We start from the raw sequence: 753 nt of genomic DNA on the forward strand, positions 1-753 counted from the left end.
GACTTATCTAGGAGTAACAGCCTATGCTTGTGTGAAAGGGTCCCAAGATTTTCTATTTCACTTTCATTATTCGGATATCCCACTCTGGCAGTTTATGACCCTATATTCACGAGCAGCTTTTCTCTAGTTTGTTTTGCTGCTTCAACCATTATCTTAAGTGTTGCAACCGTTTCATCAAGACCTCGTGTTTTCAACCCGCAATCAGGATTAATCCAGAACTGATTTGGATCAAGAACTTGTAGGGCACGATCAATGTTTCTACTCAGCTCTTCAAGCTTTGGTACACGTGGACTATGAATGTCGTATACACCAAGACCAATCCCTTTGTCATATGTGTTTTCTTCAAACGATTGAATTAATTCACCATGACTTCTTGATGTTTCAATCGAAATAACATCAGCATCGAGTGCTTTAATCGCATCGATAATATCTTTAAAGTCCGAATAACACATATGGGTATGAATTTGTGTATCGTTTTGTACTGACGTTGTTGCAAGTTTAAACGCATAAACTGCAGCGTCAAGATACCCTTCCCATTTTTCACGTTTTAATGGCAGCCCTTCACGAATTGCCGGCTCATCAACTTGAATCATACGAATTCCATTTTCCTCAAGCGTTTCAACTTCTTTTCGAAGCGCAAGTGCAATTTGATTGGCAACAACATAGCGTGAAATATCATCACGAACAAACGACCAGTTTAAAATTGTAATTGGACCTGTCAGCATTCCTTTTACAGGTTTGTCAGTTATTGAT

General features: G+C 38.9%; 1 pseudogene. It reads right to left on the minus strand.

Going from position 1 to position 753, the window contains the following annotated elements:
- Positions 1-92 precede the first annotated feature (92 nt).
- A pseudogene (locus AC1DSL_RS19045) lies at positions 93-753 on the minus strand (5-methyltetrahydropteroyltriglutamate--homocysteine S-methyltransferase); the annotation flags it as partial.

It is taken from the genome of Paenisporosarcina sp. P4_D4, assembly GCF_056401835.1.